The sequence below is a fragment of the Pseudomonas arvensis genome (genome assembly GCF_056688935.1).
Map to the genome: position 1 here is coordinate 2,658,526 of NZ_CP162038.1, position 24,871 is coordinate 2,683,396.

At 62.6% G+C, this 24,871-nt stretch carries 24 protein-coding genes and 1 pseudogene; 6 read left to right on the top strand and 19 right to left on the bottom strand.

Annotated elements, in window-relative coordinates:
• Positions 1–129: 129 nt before the first annotated feature.
• The 6 genes from AB3G88_RS11955 to AB3G88_RS11980 form a co-directional block, all read right to left on the bottom strand.
• Positions 130–1,149 carry a LacI family DNA-binding transcriptional regulator gene (locus AB3G88_RS11955; protein ID WP_480454133.1) on the bottom strand — a complete coding sequence of 340 codons (1,020 nt, stop codon included), beginning with the start codon at positions 1,147–1,149 and terminating at the stop codon, positions 130–132.
• A 107-nt stretch (positions 1,150–1,256) separates the two neighbouring features.
• On the bottom strand, positions 1,257–1,832 hold the full coding sequence (locus tag AB3G88_RS11960; protein ID WP_480454135.1) for a LysE family translocator: 576 nt from the start codon (positions 1,830–1,832) through the stop codon (positions 1,257–1,259).
• 40 nt (positions 1,833–1,872) lie between these two features.
• Positions 1,873–2,727, bottom strand: coding sequence for an AraC family transcriptional regulator (locus tag AB3G88_RS11965; RefSeq protein WP_158878978.1), 855 nt, complete (start codon positions 2,725–2,727; stop codon positions 1,873–1,875).
• A gap of 71 nt (positions 2,728–2,798) precedes the next feature.
• On the bottom strand, positions 2,799–3,440 hold the full coding sequence (locus AB3G88_RS11970; RefSeq protein WP_158878979.1) for a DUF1345 domain-containing protein: 642 nt from the start codon (positions 3,438–3,440) through the stop codon (positions 2,799–2,801).
• A gap of 136 nt (positions 3,441–3,576) precedes the next feature.
• Positions 3,577–6,678 carry a multidrug efflux RND transporter permease subunit gene (locus tag AB3G88_RS11975; RefSeq protein ID WP_480454137.1) on the bottom strand — a complete coding sequence of 1,034 codons (3,102 nt, stop codon included), beginning with the start codon at positions 6,676–6,678 and terminating at the stop codon, positions 3,577–3,579.
• 13 nt (positions 6,679–6,691) lie between these two features.
• Positions 6,692–7,849: an efflux RND transporter periplasmic adaptor subunit gene (locus AB3G88_RS11980; RefSeq protein ID WP_099585206.1), complete on the bottom strand. Its 1,158-nt coding sequence runs from the start codon at positions 7,847–7,849 to the stop codon at positions 6,692–6,694.
• A 289-nt stretch (positions 7,850–8,138) separates the two neighbouring features.
• Between AB3G88_RS11980 and AB3G88_RS11985 the strand changes: the two genes are divergently transcribed.
• Together AB3G88_RS11985 and AB3G88_RS11990 are read left to right on the top strand one after the other, a co-directional pair.
• Entirely contained in the window at positions 8,139–8,840 is a 702-nt protein-coding gene (locus AB3G88_RS11985; protein WP_480454138.1) for a response regulator, read from the top strand.
• Between the two features lie 3 nt (positions 8,841–8,843).
• Complete coding sequence (locus tag AB3G88_RS11990) at positions 8,844–10,145, top strand: ATP-binding protein (RefSeq protein ID WP_480454140.1); 1,302 nt, start codon at positions 8,844–8,846, stop codon at positions 10,143–10,145.
• On the opposite strand, the gene AB3G88_RS11995 is transcribed toward AB3G88_RS11990, so the two are convergent.
• From AB3G88_RS11995 to AB3G88_RS12005, 3 genes are all read right to left on the bottom strand, one after another.
• On the bottom strand, positions 10,146–10,820 hold the full coding sequence (locus tag AB3G88_RS11995) for an anti-sigma factor (RefSeq protein WP_158878981.1): 675 nt from the start codon (positions 10,818–10,820) through the stop codon (positions 10,146–10,148).
• A complete protein-coding gene (locus AB3G88_RS12000) occupies positions 10,817–11,335 on the bottom strand; it encodes a sigma-70 family RNA polymerase sigma factor (RefSeq protein WP_256595279.1) in 519 nt (172 codons plus the stop codon). The genes AB3G88_RS11995 and AB3G88_RS12000 overlap by 4 nt, the downstream gene beginning before the upstream one ends.
• A gap of 68 nt (positions 11,336–11,403) precedes the next feature.
• Positions 11,404–11,925: a DUF3455 domain-containing protein gene (locus AB3G88_RS12005; protein ID WP_158878983.1), complete on the bottom strand. Its 522-nt coding sequence runs from the start codon at positions 11,923–11,925 to the stop codon at positions 11,404–11,406.
• 194 nt (positions 11,926–12,119) lie between these two features.
• Here AB3G88_RS12005 and AB3G88_RS12010 point away from each other — a divergent pair, with 194 nt between their 5' ends.
• Positions 12,120–12,905 (top strand): sulfite exporter TauE/SafE family protein, encoded by a 786-nt coding sequence (locus tag AB3G88_RS12010; RefSeq protein WP_099585200.1) that lies wholly within the window; start codon positions 12,120–12,122, stop codon positions 12,903–12,905.
• A gap of 28 nt (positions 12,906–12,933) precedes the next feature.
• Here AB3G88_RS12010 and AB3G88_RS12015 read toward each other — a convergent pair whose 3' ends face one another.
• Positions 12,934–14,172: an acyl-CoA dehydrogenase family protein gene (locus AB3G88_RS12015; protein ID WP_480454143.1), complete on the bottom strand. Its 1,239-nt coding sequence runs from the start codon at positions 14,170–14,172 to the stop codon at positions 12,934–12,936.
• A 266-nt stretch (positions 14,173–14,438) separates the two neighbouring features.
• On the opposite strand from AB3G88_RS12015, the gene sfnG reads away from it, so the two are divergent.
• Complete coding sequence (gene sfnG / locus AB3G88_RS12020) at positions 14,439–15,524, top strand: dimethylsulfone monooxygenase SfnG (protein ID WP_112195068.1); 1,086 nt, start codon at positions 14,439–14,441, stop codon at positions 15,522–15,524.
• 13 nt (positions 15,525–15,537) lie between these two features.
• On the opposite strand, the gene map is transcribed toward sfnG, so the two are convergent.
• Positions 15,538–16,293 (bottom strand): type I methionyl aminopeptidase, encoded by a 756-nt coding sequence (gene map, locus AB3G88_RS12025; RefSeq protein ID WP_112195070.1) that lies wholly within the window; start codon positions 16,291–16,293, stop codon positions 15,538–15,540.
• Positions 16,293–16,493, bottom strand: coding sequence for a ParD-like family protein (locus AB3G88_RS12030; RefSeq protein WP_480454144.1), 201 nt, complete (start codon positions 16,491–16,493; stop codon positions 16,293–16,295). The genes map and AB3G88_RS12030 overlap by 1 nt, the downstream gene beginning before the upstream one ends.
• A 272-nt stretch (positions 16,494–16,765) precedes the next feature.
• Between AB3G88_RS12030 and ilvA the strand changes: the two genes are divergently transcribed.
• Positions 16,766–17,797 carry a threonine ammonia-lyase, biosynthetic gene (ilvA, locus tag AB3G88_RS12035; protein ID WP_480454146.1) on the top strand — a complete coding sequence of 344 codons (1,032 nt, stop codon included), beginning with the start codon at positions 16,766–16,768 and terminating at the stop codon, positions 17,795–17,797.
• A gap of 218 nt (positions 17,798–18,015) precedes the next feature.
• A complete protein-coding gene (locus AB3G88_RS12040; protein ID WP_112195074.1) occupies positions 18,016–18,285 on the top strand; it encodes a DUF1652 domain-containing protein in 270 nt (89 codons plus the stop codon).
• Here the strand turns inward: AB3G88_RS12040 and AB3G88_RS12045 are convergent.
• From AB3G88_RS12045 to AB3G88_RS12075, 7 genes and pseudogenes are all read right to left on the bottom strand, one after another.
• The gene (locus AB3G88_RS12045) at positions 18,282–18,680 is read right to left on the bottom strand and encodes a hypothetical protein (protein ID WP_191947904.1); all 399 of its coding nucleotides are present in this window, start codon (positions 18,678–18,680) and stop codon (positions 18,282–18,284) included. The genes AB3G88_RS12040 and AB3G88_RS12045 overlap by 4 nt on opposite strands.
• 78 nt (positions 18,681–18,758) lie before the next feature.
• A pseudogene (locus AB3G88_RS12050) lies at positions 18,759–18,839 on the bottom strand (DUF2790 domain-containing protein); the annotation flags it as partial.
• Between the two features lie 15 nt (positions 18,840–18,854).
• On the bottom strand, positions 18,855–19,793 hold the full coding sequence (locus AB3G88_RS12055) for a carbohydrate kinase family protein (RefSeq protein ID WP_099585192.1): 939 nt from the start codon (positions 19,791–19,793) through the stop codon (positions 18,855–18,857).
• 12 nt (positions 19,794–19,805) lie between these two features.
• On the bottom strand, positions 19,806–21,287 hold the full coding sequence (gene xylB, locus AB3G88_RS12060; protein ID WP_480454148.1) for a xylulokinase: 1,482 nt from the start codon (positions 21,285–21,287) through the stop codon (positions 19,806–19,808).
• Between the two features lie 126 nt (positions 21,288–21,413).
• Positions 21,414–22,895, bottom strand: a complete 1,482-nt coding sequence (locus tag AB3G88_RS12065) for a mannitol dehydrogenase family protein (RefSeq protein ID WP_480454150.1) — start codon at positions 22,893–22,895, stop codon at positions 21,414–21,416.
• A gap of 18 nt (positions 22,896–22,913) precedes the next feature.
• Positions 22,914–24,017 (bottom strand): ABC transporter ATP-binding protein, encoded by a 1,104-nt coding sequence (locus AB3G88_RS12070; RefSeq protein WP_112195084.1) that lies wholly within the window; start codon positions 24,015–24,017, stop codon positions 22,914–22,916.
• 23 nt (positions 24,018–24,040) lie between these two features.
• Positions 24,041–24,871 (bottom strand): carbohydrate ABC transporter permease, encoded by an 831-nt coding sequence (locus tag AB3G88_RS12075; protein ID WP_017848429.1) that lies wholly within the window; start codon positions 24,869–24,871, stop codon positions 24,041–24,043.

Genomic DNA, 24,871 nt, shown 5'->3' on the forward strand with positions numbered 1-24,871 from the left:
GCAGCTGCCGAGCGCAAGCGAGGCTGCGTTGGCCGCCCCGCAGATCGCGGCGTGTCAATGCGTCCGCCACGCAGCCTCGCCAAGGCTCGACAGCTGCTACGGGGAGCCCGGTGAGAGTGAAGACGGTATCTACGGGGAGGGGCACAGGGTTGAGTCTCTGATGATCAGTTGTGGCAGAAAATCCAGGGTGCGTGTTGGCGCATCGTCACCGCGCAAACGCTTGAGCAGGCAGTCGAACGCGCTGGCGCCAATCGCCTCGGTCGGCTGGGCGAGGGCGGTGATGCCGTTGCCCACTAACGGATACCAATCCAGGTCATCCAGGGCGATCAGGCCCACGTCGTCGAACAGGTTGCAGCCCAACGCCTTGAGCGCGCGGGTGCAGGCCAGTGTGGCGACGCCGTTGGCACAGAACACCGCCTTGGGACCGGTTTTAGTGAGAAAGGCCTGCAGGCCGGTTTCAAGGTTGCCATCCAGTTCCAGCACCACGCCAGTCAGCGATGGGCGCCGGGCAATCTCGGCCTTGAAGCTGTCCAGGCGTTCTACCCGTGAGCTGGTGCCGTCGGCGGATTCGCTCACCAGCAATAGCTGGCGATAACCCTGTTGTTCCAGATGCTCCACCGCCATGCGCACCGCTGCCGGGTTGTCCAGCCCGACCAAGTCGCTGTGCAGCGGCTCGACCTTGCGGTCCACCAGCACCAGCGGCATTTCCCGTTGCAGTTCCAGCAGTTGTTCAAGGTGATGGCCGAGGGTGTTCACGATCAGCCCTTCGATGTTGTACGAGCGCAGTGCGGCCAGGTGCTGGCGCTCCTGCTCGTCGTCGCGGTCGGTGTTGCACACCACCAGGCTGTAGCCGTGCTGGCGGCAGGCGGTTTCGACGCCGTGCATCACGGCAATGGAATAGGGGTTGCGGATATCGGCCACCAGCATGCCGATCAAGCGCGTGCGCCCACGTTTCAAACCACGGGCCATCTGGTTGGGGCGGTAGCCGAGTTGCTCGATGGCCTGTTCGATGCGCAGGGCGATGGCGTCGGAGAGCAGGGCGCGGTCATCGCCGATGAAGCGCGACACGCTGGCCTTGGACACGCCCGCACGTTCGGCCACATCAAGCATGGTGACGCGGCTGCGCTGGGCGGCAGAAAAATTGTTCACGGTCATCGACCTTCTTTTTTATTGGAATGACTGAAACCGGTTTCAGGAAACCATCAAAGTAGGAAAGTCGTCAAGGAGTTGTAGGACAAAGTCGGATGACTGGTGCGTCAAACCACCACACCCAGCCAAGTTGCACCCAACAGCAGCAAAGCCATTGCACGGTTGAAACGCTGCATGGCCTTGGCCGAACGAAGCACTCGCGCAGACCCGGCGCCCAGCAGTGCCCAAGCGCCCAGGCACGGCAGCGCGATCAAGAAAAACACCAGGGACAGCGCCGCCACCTGTGTGCCGTTAACGGCAAAGACACTGACCACCGCCAGCGCCATCATCCAGGTCTTGGGGTTGATCAATTGCAGGCTGGCAGCCCCGAACAAGCCCAGCGGCTTTTGTACCGATTCCGTCTCGACGGCCTGGGGGGGCGCGCTGAAAATCTGCCAGGCCAGGTAGGTCAGCCAGGCAACGCCGACCCATTGCATGGCGGCCTGTACCTTGGGCAGTTGCACCAGCGATTGGCCCACGCCGGACCCCACCAGCCAGACGATTCCGGCCGCACCCGCGCAGGCGCCGAAGATGATCGGCAGGGCGGCTTTGAAACCGTAACGGGCACTGTTGCTCAGCACCAGGAGATTGGTCGGGCCGGGGGTAATGGACGCAACAAAGGCAAACAACATAAACGGCAGCATGGCGGCGTGACTCCGGTAAACCAATCGATGGAGTCGATCTTCACAAGCCGGGGCGTTCGCTGTCTGGAAGGTTTGTGCAGCGCTTGCGGTACGCCGCCGGAGTCAGGCCATAGGCGCGCACAAACCAGCGGCCCATGTGGCTTTGATCGGCAAAGCCCAAGGCAATCGCCACGTCGGCCGGTTGCTCGCCCTTGGCCAACAAATGCCGGGCGCGGGCCAGGCGCAGTTGCACCAGATAGGCATGGGGCGGCAAACCGAAGGCGTTCTTGAACGCACGGGTCAAGCGGAAGCGGTCGACGCCGCAGGCCACGGCCAGTTCGTCCATGCCTGTATCCTGATGCAGATAGGCATGCAGGTATTCCCGGGCTTTATGGGCCACCAGCGGCAGGCGCGGATCGTCGCGGTAGCGGGTGCGCCAGTACAGTTGGTCGGTCAGGCGTTCCAGCAATTGGTCCATGGCCCGTTGCCGCACGATGCGCAACTCGCCGCTGTGCAGGGTGCGAAAGGCCTGGCTGGTAGCCAACGCCAGGCGCGGGTCATCGGTCAATGTTCGAGTGAAGCTCAGCTGGCTGTTGAGCGGCGCTTCTTCGAACACCGCGCTCACTTCCCGCGCCAGCCACTGCGGGTCGAGGTACAGCATGTGGTAGGTGAAGCCGTCCGGCGTGGGGGCATCGCCGTCATGCAGTTCGCCGGGTTCTACGAGGAATACCTGGCCCGGCACGCTGTGATGGCGGGCGCGGCGGCAGTTGAATTGCTGCACGCCCTGTTCGGTCACGCCGATCAGGTAGCTGTCGTGCCAGTGCGGGTCGTAGGCGTGGCCTTCAAAATGCGCGCGCAGGGTCTCGATGCCGGTGTCGGCATCCTGGGACAGGTCGATCCAATTGTGCGCGCTCATACAACACCGAACGTAATAGGTGAGCTTATTAATGCGTGCCGCTTCATGACGGTCTAGAAGGTTTGTGCAGCCTAGCTGAACAGCCCGGCCGCGATATTGATCGAGAAACCCAATATCGCGGTATTGAACAGGAACCCGATCAGCGATTGCCCTAGCACCACCTTGCGCAGGCCACGGGTGGCCACACCCACATCCGAGGTCTGCACCGCGACGCCGATGGTGAATGAGAAGTACAGGAAGTCCCAATAATTGGGGGTCAGCAACCCTTCGGCAAAACGCAACGCCGGCTCCTTGCCGTCCCAGGTGTAATACAGCCGGGCGTAGTGCACGCTGAAAATCACCCCGATCAGCAACCACGAACCGATCACCGTCAGCCCGGTGAAACCGTAGTGCAGCAGGCGTTCGCCGGTCGCCAGGTCCTTGCTGCCGACCAGTTCAAAGGTGATGGTGGCCAGGCTGGCGATGGCGGCGATGCAGACCATGAACAACACCAGGCCGGCGTTTTCGTCTTCGATCTCGGCAATGCGTTTGACGTCTGGCGCCTTGGCGCGGATGGTCAGCCAGAGCATCAGCACCAGGTAGGTCCAGACCCCGGCGTTCCAGCCGATGAGGATTTTGCTGGCGATTGTTTCGGCAGGTACCAGAATGCCCACGGCAAGGCCGAGCACGGCGGCGCTGGAGAGGCGAGGGTGGGTGCGGGCGAGGAAGGGCATGGGAGCTCACAGCTGACAGTGGGTCAACTGACTGTACCTCATCATGTGGGAGGGGGCTTGCCCCGATAGCAGTAGGTCAGTGAAAGGTATTTCAACTGATACACCGCCATCGGGGGCAAGCCCCCCTCCACATGTTTTAACCCGGGTTACCGGAAGATTTTTTCACCAGCTTCATGACCACCACAAAAAACACCGGCACAAACACCACCGCCAGTGTCGCGGTGATCATCCCGCCAATCACCCCGGTACCAATCGCCTGCTGGCTCGCGGAACTGGCCCCGGTGGCAATCGCCAACGGCACCACGCCGAGGATGAACGCCAGTGAGGTCATGATGATCGGGCGCAACCTGAGCCGCGCGGCTTTCAGGGTCGCGTCGATCAGATCTTCACCTTGGTCATACAAGTCCTTGGCGAATTCGATGATCAGAATCGCGTTCTTCGCCGACAGGCCAATGATGGTAATCAAGCCGACTTTGAAGAACACATCGTTGGGCATGCCACGCAAGGTCACGGCCAAGACTGCGCCGAGCACGCCGAGCGGGACCACCAGCAACACCGAGGTCGGGATCGACCAGCTTTCGTACAGCGCCGCCAGGCACAGGAACACGATCAGCAGCGACAGGCCCAGCAGGATCGGCGCCTGAGCGCCGGACAAGCGTTCCTGCAACGACAACCCGGTCCATTCCTGACCCAGGCCCGCCGGCAGTTGACTGACCAGGCGCTGGATTTCTTCCATCGCCTCGCCGGTGCTGTGCCCCGGCGCCGCTTCACCGCTGATGGCAATCGCCGGGTAGCCGTTATAGCGCGTCAGCTGCGCCGGGCCCTGGGTCCATTTGGCCTCGACAAAGGCCGACAGCGGCACCATTTTCCCGGCGTTGTTACGTACGTTGATTTTCATCAAGTCCGCCACCTGGCTGCGCTGGTCGCCTTCGGCCTGCACCACCACGCGCTGCATGCGGCCCTGGTTGGGGAAGTCGTTGACGTAGGCAGAGCCAATCGCCGACGACAGCACATTGCCCACATCCGCAAACGACACGCCCAGGGCGTTGGCTTGCTTGCGGTCCACTTCCAACTGCACTTGCGGCGCTTCGGCCAGGGCGCTTTCACGCACGTTGGCCAGGATCGGGCTTTTTCCGGCGGCCGCCAGCAACTCGGTGCGCGCCGCCATCAACGCGGCATGGCCGACGCCACCACGGTCCTGCAAACGAAACTCAAAACCACTGGACGTGCCCAGGCCATCCACCGGCGGTGGCAGCACGGCGTAGGCAATCGCGTCTTTCAGCTCGCTGAACGCCATGTTGGCGCGGTCGGCGATGGACGCGGCGGAGTCTTCATTGCTGCGTTCGGACCAATCCTTCAAGGTGGTAAACGCCAACGCCGCGTTCTGCCCCGAACCGGAGAAGCTGAAACCCATGATCATGGTGGTATCGCCCACGCCCGGTTCGCCGGCGTTATGCGCTTCGATCTGCTCCGCCACCTGCACCGTGCGGTTTTTACTCGCGCCCGGTGGCAACTGGATATCGGTGATGGTGTAGCCCTGGTCTTCCACCGGCAGGAACGAGGCGGGCAGGCGCATGAACATCAGCCCCAGGCCCACCAGCAGCACCAGATAGATCAGCAGGTAACGGCCGCTGCGCTTGAGGGCGTAGGCCACCCAACCTTCATAGCGGTCGGTGAGCTGCTCGAAGCGCTTATTGAACCAGCCGAAAAAGCCGCCCTTGGCATGGTGCTCGCCCTTGGCAATCGGCTTGAGTAGGGTGGCGCACAAGGCCGGGGTCAAGGTCAGGGCAAGGAAGGCCGAGAACAGGATCGAGGTGGCCATCGACAGCGAGAACTGCTGGTAGATCACCCCCACCGAGCCCGCCATGAACGCCATCGGCAGGAACACCGCCACCAGCACCAGGGTAATCCCGACGATGGCGCCGGTGATCTGGCCCATGGCTTTCTTGGTTGCGTCCTTGGGCGACAGGCCCTCGGTGACCATGATCCGCTCGACGTTCTCTACCACCACAATCGCATCGTCCACCAGGATGCCGATGGCCAGCACCATGCCGAACATGGTCAGCACGTTGATCGAGAAACCCAGCAACAGCATGGTGGCAAACGTGCCCATCAGCGCAATCGGCACCACCAGGGTGGGGATCAGCGTGTAGCGCACGTTCTGCAGGAACAGGAACATCACCGCAAACACCAGCGCCATGGCCTCCAGCAAGGTGTACACCACCTTGGTGATCGAGACTTTGACGAAGGGCGAGGTGTCGTACGGGATCTTGTATTCCACATTGGCCGGGAAGTAGCGCGACAGCTCATCCATCTTCGCCCGCACCAGGGTCGCGGTGTTCAGCGCGTTGGCGCCGGGTGCCAGTTGCACGCTGACGGCGGTGGAGGGCTTGCCGTTCAGGCGCGTGGAGAACTGGTATTCCTGGCTGCCGATTTCCACCCGCGCCACGTCGCCGACGCGCACAGTGGAGCCGTCCGGATTGGCCTTGAGCACGATGTCGGCGAATTCCGCCGGGGTTGAAAGCTGGCCCTTGACCAGGATCGCGGCGGTGATTTCCTGGGTCTTGGTGCCCGGCAGATCACCAATGCTACCGGCGGAAACCTGGGCGTTCTGCGCGCTGATGGCAGTGTTCACGTCAGCCGGCGTCAGGTTGAAGCCGATCAGCTTCTGCGGGTCGATCCAGATGCGCATGGCCCGTTCGGCGCCGTAGAGCTGCGCCTTGCCCACGCCGTCCAGGCGCTTGAGTTCGTTCATCACGTTGCGCGCCAGGTAATCGCTGAGCGCCACGTCATCGAGCTTGCCGTCACTTGAGGTCAGGGTCACCAGCAGCAGGAAGCCGGCGGAGACTTTCTCCACCTGCAAGCCTTGCTGTGTCACCGCCTGGGGCAGTCGGGGTTCCACGGCCTTGAGCCGGTTCTGCACATCGACCTGGGCCATTTCCGGGTCGGTGCCCGGCTGGAACGTCGCGGTGATGGTGGCCGAACCAAGGCTGCTCTGGGATTCGAAATACAGCAAGTGATCGGCGCCGTTGAGCTCCTGCTCGATCAGGCTGACCACGCTTTCATCCAGTGTCTGGGCCGAGGCGCCGGGGTACACCGCGTAGATCTCGACTTTCGGCGGCGCGACATTAGGGTACTGGGCCACCGGCAGTTGCGGGATGGCCAGCACGCCGGCCAGCAGGATAAACAGGGCGACCACCCAGGCGAAAATCGGGCGGTCAATAAAGAACTGCGGCATGGTCGAATAATCCTTATTGGCCCAAAGCCTGGGCAGGTGTCGTCGGGCTGTCGTCTACCTGGACTTTTTCACCGGGTCGCGCGTGTTGCACACCTTCGACGACGATGCGATCACCGGGTTTGAGGCCGCTGCTGACGATCCAGCGGTCGTCGATCACCGCACCCAGTTCCACCGGTTGCTGGCTGACGGTCTGCTCGGCATCCAACAGCAACACCATCGGGATACCGGCACTGTCGCGGGTGATGGCGCGTTGCGGCACGCTGATGCCTTGCTTATCGACCGCTTGTTCCAGGCGCACCCGCACAAAGCTGCCGGGCAACAGGTCGAGGTCCGGGTTGGGGAACTCGCTGCGCAGGATGATCTGCCCGGTGCCGGGGTCGACGCTGATGTCGGAGAACAGCAATTTGCCCGGCAGCGGGTAGAGGCTGCCGTCGTCCTGGATCAGCGTGGCCTTGGCCTGGTCCTGGCCGACCTGCTTCAAGCTGCCGGCGCGAAAGGCGCGGCGCAGGTCATTCAACTCGCGGGTCGATTGGGTCAGGTCGGCGTGGATCGGGTCCAGTTGCTGGATGATCGCCAGGGGCGTGGCTTCGTTCTGGCCGACCAGCGCGCCTTCGGTCACCAGGGCGCGGCCGATGCGCCCGGAAATCGGCGCGGTCACAGTGGCGTAGCCCAGGTTCAGTTTGGCGCGCTCGACGGCGGCGTTGTTGGCGGCGACTTCGGCGTTGGTCTGGCGCACCGCCGCGCGGGCATTGTCGTAGTCCTGGCCGCTGATGGCGTTGCCTTCCACCAACTGGCTGTAGCGCTGCTCTTGCAGGCGCGCCTGGAACGCATTGGCTTGCGCCTTGCTCAGGTTGGCCTGGGCGCTGTCGAGATCGGCCTTGAAGGGCGCTGGGTCGATGCGAAACAGCACGTCGCCCTGTTTGACGTCGTGGCCTTCCTTGAACACCCGTTGCATCACCACACCGGCTACCCGCGCACGCACTTCGGCAATCCGCGGCGCGGCGATGCGTCCGCTCAGTTCGCTGGTGATGGACAGGGGCTTGGCTTGCAGGGTTTCGATACGCACCTTGGCCAGGGGCATTTCTGGCGCCTCGGCGGCGGAGTTGCCACATGCGCCCAGCGCCAGGGTGAGGGCCAACAGGCAAAACGGCGCCAACAGATTCTTCGACATGCTCTTATCCCAATAGTGACTGGCGCATCCTAAGGTCACCTGCGCCGTGGTGCTGTGAAGCTGTGTAGGTGGTGTGTGAAGAAATGTAAGGTGCGGCGCGCGCGGCGTCGAGGGCGTATATCCTTGCACAATCCTGTAAACACTGAAGATCAAATGTGGGAGGGGGCTTGCCCCCGATAGCGGTGAATCAGTCAACAACTCTGCATCTGAAGCACCGCCATCGGAGGCAAGCCTCCTCCCACATTGGATTTGTGTACGACACATCACTGTATTTTCTGGAAACACCTTCATGCCCAACATCCTCCTGGTGGAAGACGACGCCGCACTCTCCGAGCTGATTGCCAGCTACCTGGAGCGAAATGGCTATCACGTCAGCGTGCTCAGCCGTGGCGACCTCGTTCGGGAGCGCGCACGCCTCAACCCGCCGGACCTGGTGATCCTTGACCTGATGCTGCCGGGCCTCGATGGCCTGCAAGTGTGCCGCCTGCTACGTGCCGATTCGGCCGGCCTGCCGATCCTGATGCTCACCGCCCGCGACGACAGCCATGACCAGGTGCTGGGCCTGGAAATGGGTGCCGACGACTACGTGACCAAACCCTGCGAGCCACGTGTGCTGCTGGCTCGCGTGCGTACCTTGTTGCGCCGCAGCAGTTTGTCCGAGCCCCAGGTGGCCAACGACCAGATCCTCATGGGCAACCTGTGCATTGATCTGTCGGAGCGTACGGTGGTGTGGCGCGAGCAGCCGGTGGAGCTGTCCAGCGGGGAATACAACCTGCTGGTGGTGCTGGCCCGGCATGCCGGTGAAGTGCTCAGCCGCGACCAGATCCTGCAACGCCTGCGCGGCATCGAGTTCAATGGCACCGACCGCTCGGTGGACGTGGCCATCTCCAAGCTGCGCCGCAAGTTCGACGATCACGCCGGCGAGGCGCGCAAGATCAAGACCGTGTGGGGCAAGGGTTATCTGTTCAGCCGTTCCGAGTGGGAATGCTGAGCCATGTTTCGTGTGCTGCTGCGCCTCTACCTGATCACCATCGTCACCTACAGTGCGGCGATGTACCTGATTCCCAAATTGGTCATCCAGCTGTTCGAACACCGTTACCTGGATTACAACGTCGAGCAGTCCCGTGGCCAGCAAACCCTGATCGTCAGGCAGTACCAACGGGCGCCGGTGGAGCGTTGGTCCCAGGTGACCGAGCAACTGGGCCGCGACTTTGCACCGCTCAAAGTGCAACTGCTGCTGCGCCAGGACGCCAGCTACACCCCGCAGGAAGCAGCGCTGCTGGAGCAGGGCAAACCGGTGATTCGCCTGGGGGAGTGGGGCTGGATGGAAGAAATCAGCTCGCCGCTCAACCAGCAGTTCGTGGTCAAGCTGACCGTCCCGCCAGACCCGCTGGACATGAACCTGCTGTACTGGTCGATGAATGTGCTGATCGGTGCTGCGTTGCTCGCGTGCCTGCTGTTCTGGCTGCGCCCGCACTGGCGCGATCTGGAACGCCTGAAAAGCACCGCCGCCCAATTGGGCAAGGGCAACCTGGCCGAGCGCACCCGTATCCCGCCCAGCTCCAACATCGGCAGCCTGGCGGCGGTGTTCGATACCATGGCCGACGACATCGAACACCTGCTCAACCAGCAGCGGGATTTGCTCAACGCCGTCTCCCACGAACTGCGCACGCCGTTGACGCGCCTTGATTTCGGCCTGGCGCTGGCGCTGTCCGAAGACTTGCCCGAGGCCAGCCGCGAGCGCCTGCACGGCCTGGTGGCGCATATCCGTGAGCTGGATGAGCTGGTGCTGGAGTTGCTCTCCTACAGCCGCCTGCAAAACCCGGCGCAACTGCCGGAGCGGGTGGACGTGGTGCTTGATGAATTTATCGACAGCGTGCTGGGCAGCGTCGACGACGAGTTGGAAAACCCCGAGATCGTCATCGACGTGGTGCTCGACTGCGCCGTCGAGCGCTTCTGCCTCGATCCACGCCTGACGGCCCGCGCCTTGCAAAACCTGCTGCGCAACGCCACGCGCTACTGTGACAAACGCATCCAGGTCGGGGTCAAGGTGTGTCCCAAGGGGTGTGAAATCTGGGTGGATGACGATGGCATCGGCATCCCGTTGGACCAGCGCGAGCGCATCTTCGAACCGTTCTACCGCCTCGACCGCAGCCGTGACCGCAGCACCGGCGGCTTCGGCCTGGGCCTGGCAATCAGCCGCCGCGCCCTGGAAGCCCAGGGCGGTACCTTGACGGCCCAGGCATCGCCGTTGGGCGGCGCACGGTTTCGCGTGTGGCTGCCGTGCGTCGGTTGATCAGAGCACCTTGACCGCACGGCCGATGGCCTGGATCGGCCCGGTGGGTTTGCCGGTCGGCGAGCCGCGCGGGTCTTCCAGGGTCAGCTCGAACAATTGGTTGGGCGACAGCGGCGGGAGCCGGTCCAGCGGCACCGACAGCGTTTGACCCGGCTTGACCAGCCCCAGTGATACCGGACCTTGCCAGCCATCGCCCTTGGTCCAGAACTGCAGCGCCTTGTCCGCCGGGACCTCCATCACACCCAATGGAATCAGCTGGATGTTCTGGTCATTGCTGGCCTGGATCACCCAACCCGGTGCCTGGCTTTGCGGTGCCACCAGCACCACCACAAAGGCCGGATCCGCGATGGGCGGGCGGGTCAGCAATAACGTCGCCAGCACCACACTCGCCGCCAAGCCGGCAGCGGCCAGGCCACGCCACAACGCCAGCAGGTTCCACCAGGGGACGCGGGCGTCCGGGCTGGCGGTGTGGCGTTCGATACGCCGCCATAACTGTGCTGAAGGCAACACCGGTTCGGCCAACGCAGTCAGGGGCAGCAGGCGCTGTTCCCAGGCATCCACCGCCGCACGCAACTCGGCATCGTGGGGCAGGCGTTGCTCCACCTCGGCCCGTTGTTCGGCGGGCAGGGTGCCCAGCACGTATTCGCTGGCCAATTCGTCCAAGGGGTTGTTCATGCCATGCACTCCCGCAGCGCGGCGAGGCTACGTTTGATCCAGGCTTTGACGGTCCCCAGCGGGGTATCCAGCCTCGATGCGATTTCGCTGTGGGAATAGCCGTCGACATACGCATGCAGGATGCAGGTGCGACGGGCCGGGTCGAGCTGCTCCAGGCAGGTGTGGATCTGCCCGGAACGCGCGGAAAATTCAAACGTGTCAGTGGGCGCTGCGACCTGTTCGTGTTCGTCGCCCAGCGGCACCTCACGGTAATGATTGCGCACCAGATTCAGGGCCAGGTGACGGGTCACGCTGAATACCCAACCCCGCGCCGAACCACGGCTGGGGTCGAAACTGCCAGCGCCGCGCCAGATCCTGATAAACGCGTCATGCACGATATCCTCGGCCAGCGCCCGATCACGCACGATACGCAGGGCTACGCCGAGCAAATGGCTGCTGTCCTGCTCGTACAGTCGGCGCAGGGCGCGTTGGTCGCCACGGGCACAGGCCAGCAGACAGGCTTCGTAATCAAACACGCGCATCCCTCAAATGGCTGAACCCCTGTGGCGAGCGTGCCCGCCACAGGCAGCGTAGCGCAGTTTGCTCAGTTGGCCGCCCAGAAGATGTAGTCGGCCTGGTACTTCACCACTTCCTGCTTGCCCTTGTTGGCGGCTGTGCATTCGCTGCTCGGCGCCACGCCGCCTTTCAGGGCGACACGCTGGATGTAACTCACGCCACTCATCGCGCCTTTGCCTTCGGCCGGGTTGGCCTTGACCAGTTGATACGGCAGGTTGCCCGGACTCGATGGCGCCACGGCCAGTTGTGTACCGGTGATTTTCGAACCGTCCTTTGCTTGCCAGGTGGCAGGTGGGCCGAAGTAAGTGCCGACTGGCTTGCCGCTGCGATCATTGAGCACGGCCTTGGGGCCGACGAAGGTCCATTCGGTCTGGCCCGCAGCGTTGGCTTTATCACGGCACTCGTAGGTGATTTCGCCGACGCCGGTGGTTTCCATCGCCACTTTATGGCCGTCCGGCACCTTGATGCTGTCGGGCAGGCCGGCCTGGGCAAAGGCGGCAGGGCTGGCCACGAGCAAACCGGTGAGGCAGAGCAGGGCTTTAGCGTTCATGGGTGTTTCTCCATTAGATGAAACAGCAGGGTTGCTGCAAGGACTACCCATGGGCACGCCAACTGGATGCAGGGCTCGGCAAAAAAAACTGCATCAGGCGAAAAAGATCTAAAGTCAGATCATATTGGTATAAGTCGTTATAAGAAAAATCGCTATCCTGCCGCCAGAAATTTATAAGGCCGCGGGTAGCTGTAATGGAAGTGGGTAACTTTGGTTTCGTAATTGCCGGCCTGATCGTGGGTTTTATCGTGGGCATGACCGGTGTCGGCGGGGGCTCGTTGATGACCCCGATCCTGTTGTGGTTCGGCATCAACCCGGCCACGGCCGTGGGTACTGACCTGCTGTACGCCGCCATCACCAAGTCCGGTGGCGTGCTGGTCCACAGCAAGAACAAGAACATCGACTGGACCATCACCGGCTGGCTGACCCTGGGCAGCGTGCCTGCGGTGCTGCTGACCCTGTGGTTCCTCGCCAGCTTGCACACCGACCCGACGGCGATGAACGCGGTGATCAAGCAAGCCCTCGGCGTGGTGCTGCTGCTGACGGCCCTGGCGATCCTGTTCAAGAAAACCCTGTTGGCCTTTGCCCAGCGCCATGCGGGCGACAGCTATCACATGAACCCGCGCAACCTCAACGCGCTGACGGTGCTTACCGGCGCCATCCTCGGCACCATGGTCGCCCTGACCTCCATCGGCGCCGGCGCACTCGGTACCGTGGCGTTGTTTATCCTGTACCCGTTCCTGGCCACCCGCCGTCTGGTCGGCACCGAAATCGCCCACGCCGTGCCCCTGACCCTGGTGGCGGGCCTGGGCCATGCGGGCATGGGCAATATGGACTGGCACCTGCTGGGTTTTCTGCTGATGGGCTCACTGCCGGGCATTTATGTGGGCAGCCACATGACCGGCAAGATCCCGGACGGCGTGCTGCGCCCGTGCCTGGCGATCATGTTGATGGCGGTCGGGTACAAACTGGCCTTCTAGGCTATAGGCACTCCAAGTGTGGGAGGCCTCAGTGCTTTGCCGGGCCGTTGCCGATCTGCCATACGAACGGCGGCTCGGTTCCATTGATCACCCAGTCCCCCACAATCCGCGCCTTGTAGATCACCGGGTTGTGTGACGACACCGTCCGCGCATTGCGCCAGTGCCGATCAAGGGCCTTGCCCTGGCGCACATCCGACGCCCCCAGCGCATTGAACAGCTCGCTGGTCGCGCGCTGGATCAACTGCGACACCACCACCTGCGCCGTCGCCGATTCAATCTCGGCCGCCACATTGGCTTCGCGCTCCACCGCATCATCACCGCCAAACCGTGCCACGTAGGCCTGTTGTGCCGGTAACGTCGCCCTCAAGGCACTGGCTTGCGCGGCATACACCAGCGCCGCCACTTCGCCGACTACCTGTTGAATCTGTGCGTCCTGGCTCACATGGGGCGCATTGCCATGGCTGTAGATGCGCTTTCGGCTACGCACTTGATGGGCCACGTCGCGCAGGGCCGCACGTCCGATACCGGCCAGGCTGGCCAGCAGCACCAACTGGTAGAACGCGGTCTGGTATTTGAAGCGGGTGGCGAAGTCGATGACGTTGTCGGCCTCGACCTCGGCGTCGGTAAAGCGCGAAGTGCCGCTGCCAGTGGTGCGCTGGCCGAAGCCGTCCCAATCGTCGCTGTGCACCACGCCCGGCTGGCGTGCGCGGGTGGCGGCGATCACGTCGGCGCCGGTGTCGCTGCGCTGGGCGTACACGTCGATCCAGTCAGAGAAGATGCTGCCGGTGCTGTAGAACTTTTCACCGTTGAGTTTCCACTTGTCGCCGTCGGGGCTGACCTGGGTGACCACCTCCCCGATGGCCACGTTGCCGATTTCGGTCCAGGCGCAGCCGACGATGTCGCCGTCGACAAACCGCTTGAACCACAGGTCACGCCCGGCGCTCGGCGGCGCATTCAGGCGGTCTTCGGCAAAGGCGAAATGCCCGCGCAGCGCCTGCGGCACGTTGGAGTCGGCTTCGGCCAGTTCGATCAACAGTTCAAACAACTGGGGCAGGGACGCACCGCCGCCGCCGTATTCCAGCGGGACGCGCACCGCGCCAAAGCCGGCCTCCTTGAGCCATTGGATCGGCTCATGGGGCAGGGTGCGGCTGAGTTCGCGCTGCACCGCACCGTCGGCAATGCGCTGGAAGATCGGCCGAAAACGCGCGGCCAGGGTGGGGTAATCGACGCCGATGGACAGCGGGTTGATGACGTGATGTTCAGTCATGGGCAAGGCTCCGGGGCAGTGGTCAATGCAGGGGGGATTGCACACTCCGTGCCGGGTGCGTGGCCCAATGTTTACGGGGGATTTGCCTGGGTCACTGTTGCGCCAGCAACAGCAATCCGACAAACCGGCGCAATCCCTGACATTTGCCTGCGCGCCCACCATGGCCTGATTTTTGGCCGCAACCCTGATGGCGTGGGCGTTTGCGTCTGGCTGGCACGCTTGCTGCTCAAGCCCTGTTACATCCCTTTTGCACGAGGTACCGTTCGATGAGTCAGCAAGCCGTGAAATTTGCCTATTGGGTGCCCAACGTCAGCGGTGGGCTGGTGGTCAGCAAGATTGAACAACGCACCGACTGGGGCATCGACTACAACCGCAAACTGGCGCAACTGGCCGAAGCTGCCGGCTTTGAGTATGGCCTGACCCAGATCCGTTTCACCGCCGGCTACGGCGCCGAGAACCAGCATGAATCCGTGGCGTTCAGCCATGCGTTGCTGGCGGCCACCACCACGCTCAAGGTCATCGCGGCGATCCTGCCTGGCCCGTGGCAGCCGGCGCTGGCGGCCAAGCAACTGGCGACCATCGACCAACTTACCAATGGCCGCATCGCGGTGAATATCGTCAGCGGCTGGTTCAAGGGGGAATTCCAGGCCATCGGCGAACACTGGCTGGAGCACGACGAGCGCTATCGCCGCTCCGAAGAATTTATCCGCGCCCTCAAAGGCATCTGGACCCAGGACGACTTCACCTTCAAGGGCGATTTCTACCGCTTCAATAACTACACCCTCAAGCCCAAGCCACTGGGCCAGCCGGAAGTGTTCCAGGGCGGCAGTTCACGGGCGGCGCGGGACATGGCGGCACGAGTCTCCGACTGGTACTTCACCAACGGCAACACCCCGGAAGGGATCAAGGCCCAGGTCGATGACATTCGCGCCAAGGCGGCGGCGAATAACCATTCGGTCAAGGTCGGCGTCAACGCATTTGTGATCGCCCGCGACACCGAAGAAGAAGCCCGCGCTGTGCTCGCCGAGATTATCAACAAGGCGGACCCGGAAGCGGTCAATGCGTTTGGCGATGCGGCCAGGCAGGCGGGCAAGGCTTCACCGGAAGGTGAGGGCAACTGGGCCAAGTCCAGCTTTGAAGACCTGGTGCAGTACAACGACGGCTTCAAGACCAACCTGATCGGCACCCCGCAGCAGATCGCCGAGCGCATCATTGCACTCAAGGCCGTGGGGGTGGATCTGGTGCTGGCGGGGTTCCTGCACTTCCAGGAAGAAGTGGAGTACTTCGGCAAGCGCGTGTTGCCGCTGGTGCGTGAACTGGAAGCCAAGCAGGGGATCAGGGAAGTGGCCTGAGCCCAGGCCAGGCTCAGGCGCCTGGCTGCAAGGTCAACACCTCGAACCCGTCCGCCGTCACCGCCACGGTGTGTTCCCACTGCGCCGACAGGCTGTTGTCCTTGGTAACCACCGTCCAGCCATCCTTGAGGCTGCGTGTCTTGGCGCCGCCCTGGTTGAGCATCGGCTCGATGGTAAACACCATGCCTTCGCGCAGCTCCAGACCGGTGCCGGGGCGGCCGAAGTGCAGGATCTGCGGTTCCTCATGCATCTGCTTGCCGATGCCATGACCACAGTATTCACGCACCACGCTGTAGCCGTTGGCCTGGGCGTGGCTCTGGATCGCGTGGCCAATATCACCCAGGCGGGCGCCGGGCTTGACCTGGCGGATGCCGGCCCACATCGCTTCGAAGGTCATCTCCACCAGGCGCCGGGCCTTGGGGGCAACGGTGCCGATCATGTACATCTTGCTGGAATCGGCGATGTAGCCGCCTTTTTCCAGGGTGATGTCGATATTGATGATGTCGCCGTCCTTGAGGATCTCCTTGGCGCTGGGCATGCCATGGCACACCACCTCGTTGATCGAGGTGTTGATCGAGAACGGGTAATCGTATTGCCCCAGGCTGGCGGGGCGGGCTTTGAGGTCGTTACGGATGAAGGCTTCGACGGCGGCGTCCAGCTCCAGGGTGGAGCGGCCGGCGGCGACAAAACCGTCGAGCATGCTGAACACCTGGGCCAGCAGGCGCCCGGCTTCGCGCATCACGGCCAGTTGGGCGGTGGTCTTGATCATCAGCTGCGCACCCGGATCAGGTCGGGTTTGTCGAGCAACAATCTGTTAATCAGCTCGTTGTAGGGCAGGCTGGGGTTGAGTTCGGCGAGCAGGCCGATCTTGATCCAGAACTCGGCCTGAGCGTTGATGGAACGGTCCATCGTCGCGCTGGCCAGGCGCAGTTGTTCGTGCAGTTGGTCGGTGATCTTGACGATGCCCATGGGGTTCACTGTTTAAGTTGGATATACAAAGCGTATACGTTTCGTATGTCCGGCGTAAACCCCACGGGCTAAATGGCGCTGGGTCATTGACTTGCACGGCAACGCCCGGTTAATTTCGTGACATGACATTTCAAGCCTTCCGCAGCCAGCCAAGCATTATTACCGCCATTCCTCATTTGGCGGGATAGCACACGGCTGCACCCAAACCCGCCTTAGAGGCGGGTTTTGTTTTTCCGTCTCCAGGGCCATCCAAAAAAAGCCAGGAGACACCGATGAGCGCATCAACCCCAAGGGCTAGCCAAGACACCGCACTGCTTGAGCACTACGTGAAAAAGATCCTCGCCGCGCCCGTCTACGACCTGGCGGTGCGCACGCCGTTGCAGGCGGCGCTGGCGTTATCGGCGTTGCTCGGCAACACGGTGCTGCTCAAGCGCGAAGACTTGCAGCCGACCTTTTCCTTCAAGATCCGCGGTGCCTACAACAAGTTGGTGCAGCTCTCCGACGAGCAAAAGGCGCGTGGCGTAGTGACGGCCTCGGCAGGCAATCACGCCCAGGGCGTGGCGCTGGCGGCGCGGGAGCTGGGGATCAAGGCGCGTATCGTCATGCCCTGCAGCACGCCGGAGTTGAAGGTCTTGGGTGTGCGCTCCCGAGGCGCCGAAGCGGTGCTGCACGGCGAGAGTTTCCCGTTCGCCCTGGCCCATGCGCTGCAACTGGCCGAGACCTCGGGCTGTACTTTCGTTTCGCCGTTCGATGACCCAGACGTGATCGCCGGCCAGGGCACCGTGGCCATGGAACTCCTGCGCCAGCAACAGGGCCCGCTGGACGCGATCTTCGTGCCGGTGGGCGGTGGCGGCCTGATCGCCGGCATCGCCGCCTACGTCAAATACCTGCGGCCGGAGGTGCGCGTCATCGGGGTCGAACCGGAAGGCTCCAGCTGCCTGCTGGCCGCCTTGCGCGCCGGCGAACGCGTGGTGCTGCCCAGCGTGGACGGGTTTGCCGACGGCACCGCAGTGGCGCAGATCGGCGCCTACGGGTTTGAAATCTGCCGCGATTGGGTGGACGAGGTCATCACTGTGAGCAACGACCAGCTATGCAGCGCGATCAAGCTGATCTACGACGATACCCGCTCCATCACCGAACCCTCCGGCGCACTGGCGGTCGCGGGCATTCGCAAGTACGTCCTGGAGCATGGTGTGCGTGCCCAGACCCTGGTGGCGGTGAATTCCGGGGCGAATATCAACTTTGATAGTTTGCGACATGTTGCTGAAAGGGTCACAGCGTACGCACACGAACTGCAGGGTTAAACGTTTAATCGTGGCTGTTCGCCGATGATATAAACGCTTCGGGCGAGGCCCTGTTTAAGTTATATAAACTTGTACCGTTCTTATGAGGAATTGTTACTACACGCGCGCATTTTGTTGAGTACGCTGAGTGGATGAAGGCGTCTTCCAAGGCTGGCAAGCGCCTGCATGACACATAACAAAACACTCTGTTGGCAGTCTCAAAAAAGGAGAGGTTAGCCATGCTTTCGGAACTAGAGCTACGCAGCATTATTGAAGGAAGTTTCCTGCCCAAACGGTGCGAATGCACCAAAGCCGAAGATGCTTCGCTGACGATCAAGGTCTACGACGACCGCGACCGTGACCGGGTGGATTTGGAAGTCAAAGGCATCAACGCAGACAAACTCGACAGCAGTCGAGCGATTTGCAACCTGATCACCGGGTTGCGTGAAGACCTCAAACATACCCATGCACCCGCCCTCAAGAGAGCGGGAGGTCGAGCCTATTACTAGGCAGACGCCTGAGAATGAACCACCGAAGACCTATGGGCCTGGACAAATGCCAGGCCCAGTACGGTTTCCGTTGCCACGGCCAGGAAAATCCCCGGCCCGGCATTGCCGCTGAACCACTCACACACGCCCAGCACAGCCAACACCAGGCAACCGATGGCAAAGCCACTGGTTATGGCGCGACGTGTGTCCGAGGGTGGCGCATGGCGGGCGCGGTAAAACATGATGCCGATGGCCAGGAACAGCGCGGCGCTGCGGCGGGCCACCAGGCCGGTGGCGTCGGACGACGTCACGCCCCACATGCCGAGCAGCAGCTCGGGGCGCAGCCCCCAGATAAGCGCGAGGGCGAAGCACAGCAGGGCGGTTGCGGTGGCGAGGGTACGAAAACTCAACGGCATGGCGATTCCTTTCGGCCTTGGGACAAGCCCGCCAGAATACGCCTATCTACGCGGGCTTGTTGTGTGACCGTGCAAGGCTCAATTCTGGAAGCTGCACGCATCGGACAGCTTGCGATAGCCCACATCCTCGATTTTCCCGGCCTTGTCCACGAACTTGATCATCAAACCGGGCGTTCAGCCCAACTGCTGGCGATACGGCAAGTCCGGGCCGGTCTTGGTGCAGGTCAGGGCGGCTGCGCGAATCGCGAAGCCAAGCATGGCGTCGATCTGCGCCCGGGTGAGCTGTTGCAGGCCGTCGACCGAATCCAACTGCTGCTCGGTCAGCCAGGCAATCAACGCCGCCTGGAAGGTATCGCCGGCGCCCACGGTGTCGGCCATCACCACCTTGACCGCCGGTTGCGACCACGTGCCGTGCTGGCGGCTGAACACCGTGGCGCCGTCGCCGCCACGGGTGAGAAACACCAACTGGCACCGGTGCTGCAACCAGCCTTGCAGCACGCTTTCGGGGGATTGGTCGGGGTACAGCAGGTGCAAGTCTTCGTCGCTGACCTTGATCAGGTCGGCATGTTTGGCCAACTCCGCGACGCGGTCGCGCCATAACTGGATATCCGGTTGCGGGTTGAGGCGCACGTTGGGGTCGAGGCTGATCAGGCGCCGGCCGCTTTCGCGCCGGACCAGGGCCAGCAGGGTGTCGCCAATCGGCTGCACCACCAGGGAGAACGAGCCGATATGCAGCCCACGCACGTCATCACCCAGCACGGGCAGGTGCGCGACTTGCAGCTGCCGGTCGGCGCAGCCTTCGCCGCGAAAACTGTACTGCGGCGAGCCATTGGCGCCCACGGCGACCATTGCCAAGGTCGTCGGCGCGGCGAATTCCACCAGAAATTGCTGACTCACGCCTTCATCCTGGAGCACCTGCACCAAGCGACGACCGAGGAAGTCAGTGGACACGCCGCCGAACAGCCCCGCCTCAATGCCCAGGCGGCGCAAGCCGACGGCGACATTGAACGGCGAACCGCCGGCAATCGACTTGTAGTTGACCTTCGACGCCAGCCCGCTGGCATCCTCTTCGCTGAAGAAATCAAACAGCGCTTCACCACACACCAGATACATAGTCGTTCGCTCTTAAAGGGTTGCCACTAGCTGTTGATAACGCTCGTACGCCTGTTGATAGGCGCGGACATTGGCCACGACCGGCAGCGTACGGCTGGCCGGATCGACGCTCACGCATTTGTCGCACAGGCTGGCCAGGGATTCGCCGGACTGGCTCCACGCCGCCTGGATCGCCGCGCCCAGGGCGGCGGCTTCGCTTTGTTCGGTGCAGATCACTTCGGTGTTCATGATATCGGCGACCATCTGCCGCCACACCGGGCTTTTCGAGCCGCCGCCGATCAGGCGGATACTCTGGCTTTGCAGGCCGGTCTGACGCAGCAGGTCGAGGCCGTAACGCAGGCCGAAGGTGGTGCCTTCGACCACGGCGCGGCACAGGTTGGCGCGGGTCAGGTTGGTCATGGTCAGCCCGTGCAGGCTGCCGGTGGCGTGGGGCAGGGCAGGCACGCGCTCGCCGTTGAGGAACGGCAGCATGCTCACGCCGTCGGCGCCGATCGGTGCTTGCTCGACCAGGGCGTTGAAGGTGTTCAGGTCCAGCTCGAACAGCTCGCGCATCACCCCGGTGGCGTTGGTCAGGTTCATGGTGCAGATCAGCGGCAGCCAGCCGCCGCTGGATGAGCAGAAGGTCGCCACCGAGGCCTGTGGGCTCACGTTGGGCTGGTCCGAAAATGCGTAGACGGTTCCCGATGAACCCAGGCTCATGGTGATCACGCCCGGCGCGATATTACCGGTGCCGATGGCGCCCATCATGTTGTCGCCGCCGCCGCTGGCGACAATCGCATTGGGGTTGATGCCCAGGCGTTCGGCAATGGCCGGCAGAATCGTGCCGACGCTTTGATTGGCTTCAACCAATTGCGGCAGTGCCTTTTCAAGGCGTCCGCTCGGGTCGATGTGCTTGAGCAGCGCCACTTCCCACTCGCGACTGCGCACGTTGAAGTAGCCGGTGCCCGAGGCATCGCCGTATTCCGCGACGGCACGGCCGGTCAGCCAGTAATTGAGGTAGTCGTGGGGCAGCAGGACATGGGCGATTTGCTTGAAGATGTCCGGGTGCTGTTCGCGGGTCCAGAGCAGTTTGGACACGGTGTAGCCCGGCGCGATGGCCACGCCCAGGCGCTCCAGCGAGCCGCTTTCGCCGCCCAGGTGCTGCAACAGGCGCTCGTTTTCGGCGGCGGTTTCGGTGTCGCACCACAACTTGGCCGGGCGCAATACCTGGCCCTCGGCATCCAGCAAGACCAGGCCATGTTGCTGGCCGGAAACGCCGATGCCGAGGATGTCCTGGCCGTCCACACCGGCCTGTTGCAGGGCGCGGTGAGTGGCTTCGGTAAAGGCGTCCAGCCATTCCTGGGTGTGCTGCTCGCGGCGGCCGTTGGCGCCGCTGATCAGCGTGTGCGCGGCGGCGCCGAGGCCCAGCACCTTGCCGCTGGAAGCGTCGAGGACGATGGCCTTGGTGCCCTGGGTGCCGCAGTCGATGCCGAGGAACAGGTTTTGCTGGGTCATGATGGTGTGCTCACCAGTCTTGTTGGAGTGTAAATGTGGGAGGGGGCTTGCCCCCGATAGCAGTGTGTCAGTGACAGATTTATTAACTGATACACCCTCATCGGGGGCAAGCCCCCTCCCACATTGTTAAGCCGGTTTCTTCAGGAGGTTCTGTAGGGTTGCCGTGACGCCGTTGTCACGCAAGCTCACAAAACACCGCTCGAACGCTGCCACAAACTCAGGCGAGTTGGGAATAGCCGTGCCGAAAATCTCTTCAACGCCCAGCAAGCGCTTGCTGATCAGCGCGTCATCGCTCACCAGATCCTGGCAAAACTCGGCACGTGGATCCGGGATCTTGTAGCTCACGCCGTTCTCATCCACGCCCTTCAAATACAAGGCCCAGGCGGCGACCACCAGTGCAGCGCGTTCAGTCTCGCGGCCGTCCGCGATCAGACGATTGATGGTCGGCACGGTGAACTTGGGAAATTTCGACGAACCATCCGAGCACACGCGCTCCAACTGGTCGGCAATCGCTTGGTTGGAAAAACGGTCGACCAAGGTCTGTTTGTATTCGGTCAGGTCAATTCCCGGCACCGGCGCGAGGTTCGGCGTGACGTCCAGGTCCATATAGGCGCGCATATAGGCCACAAACACCGGGTCGTTCATGGTCTCGTGCACAAACCGATAACCTTTGAGAAACCCCAGGTAAGTCAGGGCCAAATGACTGCCATTGAGCAGGCCGATTTTCATTTCTTCATAGGGCGTGACGTCATCGGTGAACTGCACGCCGACCTTTTCCCAGGCCGGGCGGCCGTTGACGAATTTGTCTTCCAGCACCCACTGCACAAAGGGTTCGCACACCACCGGCCAGGCATCGTCGATGCCGTGCTCGTCGTGCAATTGCAGGCGGTGGGCGGTGCTGGTCATCGGCGTGATGCGGTCGACCATGGCGTTCGGGAAGCTTACGTTGGCCTTGATCCAGTCGTGCAATTCGGCGTTGTGCAGGGCGGCGAAAGCCAGCAGCGCCTTGCGTGTGACGGCGCCGTTGTGGGGCAGGTTATCGCAGGACATTACAGTGAACGCCGGAATACCGGCGGCGCGGCGCTGGGTGAGGGCGGCGCAGATAAAGCCGAAGACGGTTTTGGGTGCGTTCGGGTGGGCCAAATCATGCTGGATCTGCGGCAGATGAGCCATGAACTCGCCGTTGCTGTCGTCGATGCAGTAGCCGCCTTCGGTGATGGTCAGGGAGACGATACGAATGGCCGGGTTGGCCAGTTTGTCGATCAGCGCCTGGGCGCCGTCTTCGGCCAGCAGCATGTCGCTGATGGCACCGATCACACGCACTTCGGTGTCGTCGGTGTCGCCCAGTTCATACAGGGTGAAGAGAAAATCCTGACCCGCCAGGTCGTCGCGGGCCTTGCGGTCTTCGGCCCGCAGGCCGACGCCGCAGATGCTCCAGTCCAGACCTTCGCCTGAGTTCATCAGCGCATTGGTGTAATACGCCTGATGCGCCCGGTGGAAACCGCCGACGCCGATATGGGCGATGCCCTGGCGGGTGTCGGCAATGGCGTAGGCCGGGATTTTCACCTGCCCAGCCAGTTGCGTGAGGTTCTGTTTATTCAGTTTCATAACGTAATACTCGCGAAATCAGGCGGCAGCGCGCAGTGGGCGGGCCACGGCCACGCCGTCGGTGTCGAACAGGTGGCAGTGCGCCGGGTCCAGGTGCAGGTGCAGGGTTTCGCCATACTGGCTGGCCATGTCGCCGCGGATGCGCAGGGTCAACGGCTCGCCGTTGGCGGTGTTGACGTGGCAGAACGTGTCGCTGCCCAGGCGCTCGCCCACATCGGCGGTGACGGTCAGGGTGGTTTGGCCAGGCGCTGCGATTTCCAGGTGTTCCGGACGAATGCCCAGGGTGATCGCGCTGCCGACGTTCAAGGTCGGGCCACTGAGCGGCAGGGTGATCAAGGTGCCGGCGTCCAGTTGCACTTCGCAGGTCTGGGACTCGACGCGGGTGACCTTGCCCTTGAGAAAGCCCATCTTCGGCGTGCCGAGAAAGCCCGCCACAAACAGGTTGGCCGGCTGGTGATACAGCTCCAGCGGCGAGCCGACCTGCTCGATACGGCCGCTGTTCAGCACCACCACTTTGTCGGCCAGCGTCATGGCCTCGACCTGGTCGTGGGTCACGTAGATCATGGTCGCCTGCAGTTCTTTGTGCAGGCGCGCCAGTTCCAGGCGCATCTGCACGCGCAGGGCGGCGTCGAGGTTGGACAGCGGTTCATCGAACAGGAAAATCTTCGGGTTGCGCACAATCGCGCGGCCAATCGCCACGCGCTGGCGCTGGCCGCCCGACAGTTGCTTGGGCTTGCGCTCCAGCAGCGGGCCCAGTTCCAGGATGCGCGCCGCCTCGCTGACTTTGCTTTCGACCAGCTTCTTGTCAACGCCGGCCAGGTCCAGGGCAAACGACATATTCTTGCGCACGCTCATATGCGGGTACAGCGCGTACGTCTGGAACACCATCGCCAGGTCGCGCTTGGCCGGGGTCACTTCAGTGATGTCGCGACCGTCGAGTTCGATGGTGCCTGCGCTGACTTCTTCCAGGCCGGCGATCAGGCGCAGCAGGGTGGACTTACCGCAGCCCGACGGGCCGACGAAGACCACGAACTCCTTGTCGTTCACTTCCAGGTCGATGCCTTTGATGATCGAGAAACCTTCGAAGCCTTTTTGCAGATTCTTGATTTTCAGGTTGGCCATGATGGGCCCTCCGCTAGAAATTATTATTTAACGGCGCCGAAGGACAAACCGCGTACCAGCTGTTTCTGGCTGATCCAGCCAAAGATCAGGATCGGCGCACAGGCGAGGGTCGAGACGGCGGACAATTTGGCCCAGAACAAGCCTTCGGGGCTGGAGTAGGAGGCGATCAGCGCAGTCAACGGCGCGGCGTTCGATGAGGTCAGGTTCAGCGACCAGAACGCCTCGTTCCAGCACAGGATCAGCGACAGCAACACCGTGGAGGCCAGGCCGCCCTTGGCAATCGGCAGCAGCACGCGGACCATTTCCTGCCACAGGGTGGCGCCGTCCAGGCGGGCGGCTTCGAGGATGTCCTTGGGGATGTCTTTGAAGTAGGTGTAGACCATCCACACCACAATCGGCAGGTTGATCAGGGTGTAGATGATGATCAGCGCGATGCGCGTATCCAGCAGGCCAAAACTCTTGGCCAGCAGGTAGATCGGCATCAGCACGCCCACCGGCGGCAGCATTTTGGTGGACAGCATCCACAGCAGCGTGCCCTTGGTGCGCTGGGTTTCGTAGAACGCCATGGAGTAGGCAGCCGGCACCGAGATCAGTAGGCAAAGAGCGGTGGCGCTGAAGGAAATCAGCACGGAGTTCCAGGCATAGCTGAAGTAGTTGCTGCGCTCGTTGATGTGCAGGTAGTTCTCCAGCGTCGGCGTGAAGATGAACTGCGGCGGCGTGGCGAACGCGTCGATTTCGGTCTTGAAGCTGGTCAGCACCATCCAGAAGATCGGGAAGAAGATCAGGATCGCGATGGCCCAGGCCAATGTGCCGAGCAACAGGCTCTGCAGGCGGCGGGATTGTTGAAGCGTCAT